General features: G+C 44.5%; 8 protein-coding genes and 1 pseudogene. 2 read left to right on the forward strand and 7 right to left on the reverse strand.

The genetic code is table 11. The features are described 5' to 3' along the window. Positions 1-484 precede the first annotated feature (484 nt). Positions 485-607: pseudogene (locus BZG79_RS08515) on the forward strand (helix-turn-helix domain-containing protein); the annotation flags it as partial. Between the two features lie 193 nt (positions 608-800). Here the strand turns inward: BZG79_RS08515 and BZG79_RS08520 are convergent. Beyond that, the gene (locus tag BZG79_RS08520; RefSeq protein ID WP_077774182.1) at positions 801-1,928 is read right to left on the reverse strand and encodes an ISAs1 family transposase; all 1,128 of its coding nucleotides are present in this window, start codon (positions 1,926-1,928) and stop codon (positions 801-803) included. Between the two features lie 717 nt (positions 1,929-2,645). On the opposite strand from BZG79_RS08520, the gene BZG79_RS08525 reads away from it, so the two are divergent. Beyond that, entirely contained in the window at positions 2,646-3,320 is a 675-nt protein-coding gene (locus tag BZG79_RS08525; protein WP_077774183.1) for an inovirus-type Gp2 protein, read from the forward strand. A gap of 155 nt (positions 3,321-3,475) precedes the next feature. On the opposite strand, the gene BZG79_RS08530 is transcribed toward BZG79_RS08525, so the two are convergent. The 6 genes from BZG79_RS08530 to BZG79_RS08560 all read right to left on the reverse strand — a co-directional run bounded on the left by BZG79_RS08530 (position 3,476) and on the right by BZG79_RS08560 (position 7,623). Further along, positions 3,476-4,129, reverse strand: coding sequence for a hypothetical protein (locus BZG79_RS08530; RefSeq protein WP_077774184.1), 654 nt, complete (start codon positions 4,127-4,129; stop codon positions 3,476-3,478). 107 nt (positions 4,130-4,236) lie between these two features. Then, entirely contained in the window at positions 4,237-4,551 is a 315-nt protein-coding gene (locus BZG79_RS08535; RefSeq protein WP_077774185.1) for a hypothetical protein, read from the reverse strand. Continuing rightward, entirely contained in the window at positions 4,542-5,078 is a 537-nt protein-coding gene (locus BZG79_RS08540; protein WP_199877640.1) for a hypothetical protein, read from the reverse strand. Before BZG79_RS08540 ends, BZG79_RS08535 begins: the two co-directional genes overlap by 10 nt. 217 nt (positions 5,079-5,295) lie before the next feature. Beyond that, a complete protein-coding gene (locus BZG79_RS08545) occupies positions 5,296-5,550 on the reverse strand; it encodes a hypothetical protein (protein ID WP_077774187.1) in 255 nt (84 codons plus the stop codon). A 505-nt stretch (positions 5,551-6,055) separates the two neighbouring features. Next, positions 6,056-6,721, reverse strand: coding sequence for a zinc-ribbon domain-containing protein (locus BZG79_RS08555; RefSeq protein ID WP_077774189.1), 666 nt, complete (start codon positions 6,719-6,721; stop codon positions 6,056-6,058). A gap of 98 nt (positions 6,722-6,819) precedes the next feature. Beyond that, positions 6,820-7,623 (reverse strand): GIY-YIG nuclease family protein, encoded by an 804-nt coding sequence (locus tag BZG79_RS08560; RefSeq protein ID WP_077774190.1) that lies wholly within the window; start codon positions 7,621-7,623, stop codon positions 6,820-6,822. Between the last annotated feature and the right edge of the window lie 408 nt (positions 7,624-8,031).

Below are 8,031 nucleotides of genomic sequence, written 5' to 3' on the forward strand. Positions count from 1 at the left end.
GTATCGGGTGCTTTTCATGCTGCGTCTGACTCTCTAGGTGAGAAGATTTTTGTGATTTAAGTCGATTACCTTCCTAGCGTAAAAACTATCATCTCACCATCTGCTCAGGTGCTCAATATGTGATCTGCTCTTGCAGCAAGGCGACTAAGCTTCCAATGGGAGTCCAGAGGGGCTTGCCCCTTTGGGCATAGCGCAGCGTAAGCCTTCAAAACCTACTTAAAAAGTTTATTCATGACGAGGGACGAGACATGAATAAACCAATGATAGAGCTTAACCGTTAGGTTAATGAAGTAACCACTTGTTATACCGGATTCTTTTATCAACTCTCATTTTCTCGGGACTCTGGTAGATACATCAAAACGGAGTCTGTTGAACAGACTCAACTGATGTCAGCGCCGATGTAAAACTGACCCACTAACGTCGATTTAAAATTGACCCACCTGAGCCAAACTATCCGTTCGTTACATGGACAAAGCGGCGGATTATGATCAATCAGGAGCAACTCGTGGAAATACACGTTTTACATCAGCAAGGGCGCAGTATCCGCCGCATTGCAAAGGAGTTGGGTATCTCAAGGAATACGGTTCGTAATTACCTTCGAGATAAAAGCAAAGCGCGATTGCAATGCGCTGCTAGCCGCTTTTCAGTCGGAGCCACAAGCGTTCAGTGAGGTAGCGTAATGACGAGTTTAACCAAGCATCCCGTTGATCACGCTGAGCTGGCGGATAAAGCCTTGTGTCAGCTAGAGAGCCTAACTGTCGTACTGGGTACTGCTCACGGAAAACGCATGAACATCCCCGTCACGAAAGGCTTCCCAGCACGGTCGCCAGGTACTCTTGGTCCATCGCGCACATCATTCGCTTGCGTTGAATACCGGCTTTAAAACTCTTCTCTTGCTTTAATAAATTCAGAACCATTTGCCTTATTCGTGCAAAAATTTCCGCTCGGTCATCGACTCTTATTCGGCAAGCATCTTCTTTTAATCCAACATCAAGTTGCCAATGCATTGATTCAATTAACCAGTGTGAGCGCGTGGCATCATGAAGCTCTTTCGCTGTCAGTGCTTTTGAACTTATATAATAGCGCACAGAAATATCGGATTCTTCGGCGTGTTTGCCTTCTTGTCGAACACTCACCATGATGCCCATCGTTTTTAGTTCAGGCCAATCATAAGCCAAATCACCTAATACACTTAAATTAGTATTAATCAGGGCACATCGTGTTTCCAAACGCCCATGCGATTTCTCTTGTGATGAATAGCTATCGCCATCAAAATTTTGAAGCATTGAGGGGCGGTAATAATTATCAAACGCTTCATCTAACCTGCCTTGATTTCCTTTAACAGCAAGCAAGTAATCAGCATTTTTATCGATGATTTTCTGTGCGATTTTGTGCTGACAACCCATAGCATCTATGGTAATCAAAAAACCTGAAATATCGAGCAATTCCAGCAGCTTAGGGATGGCCGTAATCTCATTGGTTTTACTATTTACTTTCGACTGTCCGAGGCATACACCATTTGCTGTTGCGAATGCATTAACCATATGAATAGCAGCTTGGTCTGTTGCTCGATTATATGAGCCCCTTAATGTTTTTCCATCAATGGCAACCACTTCGCCATCCGTTAATTCATGACAGGATTTCATCCATTCTATAAAGGCTTTTTGTAATGCCTTTGGACTGATGGTTCCCATCACTCTTGCGATCGTATCTGCCGACGGTGAYGTTTTACCTGARAAGCCAAARCGTAATAARAAATCRCGCTGCTTACGKCCATAATCACTAATACCTTTCCARGTATCATGRCCAGAMARMACCGCACARATCGTTATCAAAATAATATCTGATAACGTATGTTCAACTTTWCCTTCTTGGCGAATRTCTYTRATGGAAACGAAATGCATAAATGGACTTTTTTCTTCTGTCATTTTTAATCTCCTAAACATTAGGAGACCATTAAATCGCACTGAAAATGATCAACAAATTGATCCTTGATTTTCACTAGTTTTAATTAATAAAGATGATACAACGCACGGTTTTAAGCCTTAATTGACAACTAAGTCATTAAATCGCTAACCCAGTCATGGCGCGGATCTTCATGCGTTTTCCCTGGGGTACTGCTCATTTTCAAGACGTTGATAACCAACATTGTAAGGGAGTTATATGGGCAATGCAGGAGCTCGCGACAACGGCTAAACRGCACTTACAGGCTAGCCGAGGCGATATATCTCTGCGCCGCCAATAGTAAAAATCATTCAAACCAGTGGCTGTCAGTGTTGGCAGCCATTTTTATTGGCAGTGGCAAAAGTAAGTAACTGCTATCAGCTAAACATCCGATTTAATAGGATTAGACGAGGTGAGATATGTTTTCAAGGTTTTTTAGGCGCATTTCCACTTGTTTCAAAGCGCTTGGTTACTGAGAGCGACTTGGCAGCCTTGCAATCACGTTGATAGTGGCCACTTACCGATCCTGGGGAAGTATGTCGGGTTTTATTAATATCCTCCACTCAATATCCATATCACTGATAAGAGAAATAAGGGCAATACACTTTGGTTCGCCGACTTCCGATGCGTGCGAAGCGACTTTGAAGCCGAAAACGGTGATGAAAAAGGAGCTGGTGGAGTAATGAAAAGGAGATCAGGAATTGCCCTACTCCACTAATACGGGATTTTTCAAAACCAAAGACGGTCGCTGCTGGGAGGTCAATACTGGGCCAAACTTGTCGCCGCTCTACACTGACATTCTCCAGCGCTTGGTCGGTCAGTTGGAAGCGATGGAATCTCACTACGCGAGAGTGTTCTGCTTTCGATTTGATTTGCACTTAACCGAATACACAGACAATAGCACAACGGTGAGCCGCTTGTTCTCGCTGGTGGTGCAAGCCTTAAAGCGGCGCTACAAAACGCCTAACATTGGCTATCTATGGGTGAGAGAACATGAAAAGGCCAAACAGCAGCATTACCATTGTGTATTCTTTCTTGATGGCTCAAAGGTGAATCACTTCAACACCATTCAAACCACCATTGACGATTACTGGGCAGCCTTTGAAGGCGGCCATGTTCAAGGGTGCGGCTTTAAAGTGCTACCTAGAGGAGACTCACACGCCAAAGCCGAGATCATCTACTGGCTGTCGTATCTTGCTAAAGTGCGAGGCAAAGCCAATGGCAAAGGAAAACGCTATAGGCCCAGCCAAACTAAACGCTACGGCGTCAGTAGGGTTAAAATGAAAGCGAAAAATTGCGCCCTTGTAGACAAAAAAGAAAAACCGCACACCGATGACATCTTTACGTCGCTAGCCTTTGTGGGGCGCGGGTCTTGAGTCAAAAAGTGCGCAAAAGACTACGCAGTTTTGAAGGGTGAGAGTGCGCAGTTATAGGCAAGACGAACTCTCTTGGCACCTATCCATACTTGTTACGGCTCAGCGCCCCACTTCAAGAGCAAAGAAGCGCAAAGGCCTCAGCGTGATACGTCTTATTAACCTGGAAAGTTTCGAAGAACCTTATAGCGGATACTGCTGTTATCAGCTTCCAATACTTCGATAATAGCGCCCTTGTAACCAATGCGCTTTGATTCACTCAGGTCGTATTCAACTTCATTATTAAAAGCGGGCCTAGCGGTATTGTTGCTAAACTCCCGATAGCCAATGTTAATCTTATTTCCCACACGACCACTATATATCAAGGTTTGCTGAAAGCTGTTCCTGGTTTCAGACACCCGACCACGCCGCTCATAATCGGCATCGTAACAAGAACTGCCGCCAAGTGTAGTGATGACACAGACTGGGCTTCCTTGCTCCTTACCAACCGCAAGGGCCTCTATAGGATCAGATAATGCCCCCTTAATAACCCCTACTGCTGAGAAAAAGTCTTCTTTTTCATCAAACCCTACCTGGCGATAACTTTTTCTGGGAATATCGTATAGCGCGCCATCAACACGCTGTTTGACGTACAATACTTGCTCCTCGTAGATTATGCCTTTCTCGACCATGTGATCACCCACATAAGCCGTGACTTCTTTACCCAAGGGAGGATAGTCAACATTTTTCATTGCAGAAGGAGAGCCGTTGTACTGAACTGAAGTACAGCCACTAAGCGCAGCAAGTAGCGAAATCAAAAATATGTGCTTCACTTGTTAACTCCTTTTCTGATTGAAGCCAGAGCCCACTGGCGCGCTTTAGCGCGTCCGGTGCCGAAGGCGCGAAATTGATTAACTTGTTAGGCGACCACTTAGTCGCTCTACTCAGGAGCGATAATTTCATAAGGCTTCCAACCAAAGTAACTGTAGAAAAACATGCCGCCATTTTCTCTGTCAGTCAATTTCACTTTTAAATGGAACCTAGTGCCTACTGGATACTCGCGGATAAAGTCTTTCTTGCACTCGGTTAATAAATCGTGCGGGTCTACGTCTCTACGCTTGCACTCTTTTGCAATTTCGTCTGGGATTTTCTGGCCGGTCATTAGGTGCAGTTGAACTGGATCAGTATGCCCCGACTGATAGAGTAGCCTAAAACTCTCAAACCAAAGCCTGTAGTAACTTTGCTCTAAGGCCATGTAATACCTCGATAGTGCGCCTGACACACGTCTAGATTAATCACAAGCATCCTCGCCTTCCTCACATGCTTCAACGCATTTTTTTCATCATAGTATGAAGAAAATTGGTCGTCGCATTCATCTTCACACTCATCAAAACCAGACGAACATCTACCACCAGAAGACTTACTCATTTGTATAATCAACATTTGATTAAGTAACTTTACTTGTTCTACCAACTCATTTCGGTTCATGGCTCTACAAGAGTTACCGTTTTTTGTGAAGCCTGCGTTGCACTCCCATACAGAGCCAAAGGTGAAGTGCGCGTTATCAGGTAATTGTACTTTGATACACTTATCTCCACTTCTTTTATAGCCTTGATTACATGACCATGAATCACCAAACGTAAAATTAGCATGACTGGGAAGCTGAACTTTGTCACATTTATCACCATCTTTTCTATAACCAGTATTACATTGCCAGCCACCCATAATTGAAGCCGATGCATTCTCTGGAATATTAATTTCCACGCATTGGTTATTTTTCACCTCATAACCCGTATTACATCTACACCTTTCTCGTAGAATATCAGGACTAGAATTTGGTGGACATTGGTCTTCCGCGAAGACCAATAGTGGAAAAAACAGAAATACTATTAAGAAATTTCGCATACTCATTCCTCAAAACTAACGCCCGCCTCAAGCGCCGGTTTGGAGCTACAAAGCGACGGAAAATCGATCGCTGTGCCGCCAATTGTTACAGCTGTCAATCCATTTTGGCGATGGTTAGCGCCGTTGCAACCAATGAGGCTGCTATGAGTTGAAAAGACAATTGAGCAATATTAAGCGTACCCAAAGCCGTTTTCCCGTAGTCTCCGTTGAGGCTAATAGGTTTCCACAACCAAGAATGCTCACTAAGCACAATGTAGCCCTGCATTTTCAATGTGAAGGGCGGATAAACAACCATCGCAACAACAACAATGCTGTATGTAAATAGAACAAGCTTCTGTTTCCTGTTCATGACGACCTCGACTTAAATCTATAACGCTGAGATTCGCGGCGACCTTGTAATGGAGACAGAGCCGCAATGAAAAGAGCAGCCATCGGCGCGTACTACAGCAGCAACTTATTAAAAATTCTACCGTGGCTGCATCGCCGCAGCAGCCTTTACCAAAGGGTAAATTTGCATTGCTGCATCCTTTGGAGCGCCCGATTTTATAAGAAGCGCTGGAACCATTGATGCGACGTGGTTGGCTTGCTTTTGATACCGCGCGTGTTCTTGAAATATTGCCTGAATCTCGACAGGATCATAGTCCTCTCTGCTAGTCAGGTACTCGCAAATTTCCGCCGCACACTTTCTATTTAAAGGATCACTATTCCGGGAGCCATTAATCACGCCGTACAGTACGACCAAAAAAACTATCCCTCCGATTACGAACCACATGGTTTCCTCATATTTGTATTATTAACGCCCGCGTAATAAACGCGAGCTTGCGAGCGTCATTATTGACGCGTTTGTTAGCAGCTTACAATTCAAAACCAACTGCCTCTTTTAAATAACTACCGGGAAAATGTCCTTCTTTTTTAGTGCCGTCAGGATTAATCTGATTATTCACTGAATCAAAGCCCAGCTTACGCTCGCCATTTAAAAGGCCATGGACAGCGAGTGATTTCCATAGCTGAAATACCCCTTCAGAATTTTCGCCATATTTCTGACTGGCGTAGTAAATCAGAAAGTTAGAAAACCTTACATCTGAATTTTCTGTCTCAGAGAGACTTAAAAGAGCCCTATCAAAATATTCAATAACCCCAAGCTCAAATGCCAAGTACCGTTTCTCTTGCTCTTGGGTCATTTTGGAAAGTTGATCCTCATAAAGTATGGAGGCCCCCATCATCTGCATTTGAACCATTTCCGCGGCAGAAGAAAATTGCCTTTCTTCATCTTCGCTTGCAGCACTGGAAGGTACTTTTTTACGCTGATAGTTAAGAACTTCTTCCTTGAATTGATTTTTACATGATTTGCATTCCACAAATCGACCCAACTCTTTTGTTTGAAATAAAGAAATGAAATACAAGGTGAAATACTGGCCAACTCTTTTCAAGAAATATTGAGACTCTTGACTACATTCTGGACAGAAGAATGTGCCTTCGTTTTCTACTATTTCTCGACCTTTCGATCCCCATATGATCATTGACTTCACCTCCAGATGCTGTGACTGCTAACGCCCGGCTCACGCGCCGGTTTTGGAGCCGCGAAGCGGCGGAAAATCGGTCGCTGTGCAGCCGATTGTTATGCCAGAAGTTCCGCGAAATCAACGGCAAACTCCTGCTCCAAAAACTTTACAGTTTCTGGCTGACCATCCAACGAGGCTCGGATGAGTTGCGAGGTAAACAACCCACTCTTTGATTTCCACTTTGCCTCGTTTCGGGGAACAGTCTTGATCCAGTCCACGAGTGCAACATACTCCGATTTATCGAGATCGTTCGAGTTTTCCGCAATATTTGGGCATGCCAACTCTTGCTGTAAAAGTGGAATACCGCCTACTAGAACGTCACGCACCGGCCGAGCACTTTGGATAATTTGGCCAACCCCAACAAAACCGTGGCGCTTGAGATATGCTGCGACAAAATCCCCTTTCTGAAAACCTAGCATTGCATCCCGGAATCTTGGTGCCTGACCTGCGGAGATAAACCCATGTGCAACGTAGTCATCCCAGTTGCGGTGCGGACCTTCCCCTACGTTGTAATAATACAGTCCATTTTGAAAATCGAACCCCGAAAGGTATTTGTGTAGGGAGTCATGCGGACGGAAATTGTCTGCATAATGGCCCGAGGATATATTCGTTAGCTGCTTACCCAACTTCCAGAGTAGCGTCTTCTCAACTAGCAGCGCATCGTGCTCAGATAGATTGCGAGCAATAACTCTGATTATTGGCTCCAATCCTTCTTTCTTGATGGCCTTTATTCGGCGGGATTTTTCGCTATCTGAGTCGTCATTCAGGTGAGCATGTTTACGGGAGCCTTTACCTTTTCCAAAGTAAAACTCCTCGAAATTTCTTGGATCAATGTAAACGTAGACGTAATAGTTACTCATAGCACCTCAGGGCATAACGCCCGCATTTCTCTATTCTGGTATTCACACTACCCCCAAGCGTAAGTCTGTAAACGCATAACTAATAGGCTCTTTTTGTCATCCGTTCTGGGATAGTGTGAACCTGTCGCGGATAAACGCGCACGCTTTCGGCTGTATCGCTGGCGTAACAGGCCGCTTTGGAAGCGCAACCGCGCTGGAAAAGCGGTCCTGTTCACGCACTTGTTAAATTCTCTACCGCTGATCGCCATGAATCTCTTCGACAACGATCTTTTTGAGTCGAGGGTTAATATATGCAGAAAACTTTCCAAATTTAGCGAGCGCTGATTGCCCTGCCTCCGATCCATAGAAATCAGCCAAGGCATTAAGCTCTTCTGCGGTAAATACTTCTATCAATCCGTCGAGCAATAT

Source organism: Salinivibrio sp. MA427, assembly GCF_001996115.1.
GTDB classification, from domain to species: domain Bacteria; phylum Pseudomonadota; class Gammaproteobacteria; order Enterobacterales; family Vibrionaceae; genus Salinivibrio; species Salinivibrio costicola.

Bases quoted from the DNA above. Each gene is read 5' to 3' on its own strand.
- BZG79_RS08535 (WP_077774185.1), bottom strand. From the start codon at position 4,551: ATGGCCTTAGAGCAAAGTTACTACAGGCTTTGGTTTGAGAGTTTTAGG.
- BZG79_RS08545 (WP_077774187.1), bottom strand. From the start codon at position 5,550: ATGAACAGGAAACAGAAGCTTGTTCTATTTACATACAGCATTGTTGTT.
- BZG79_RS08555 (WP_077774189.1), bottom strand. From the start codon at position 6,721: ATGATCATATGGGGATCGAAAGGTCGAGAAATAGTAGAAAACGAAGGC.
- BZG79_RS08560 (WP_077774190.1), bottom strand. From the start codon at position 7,623: ATGAGTAACTATTACGTCTACGTTTACATTGATCCAAGAAATTTCGAG.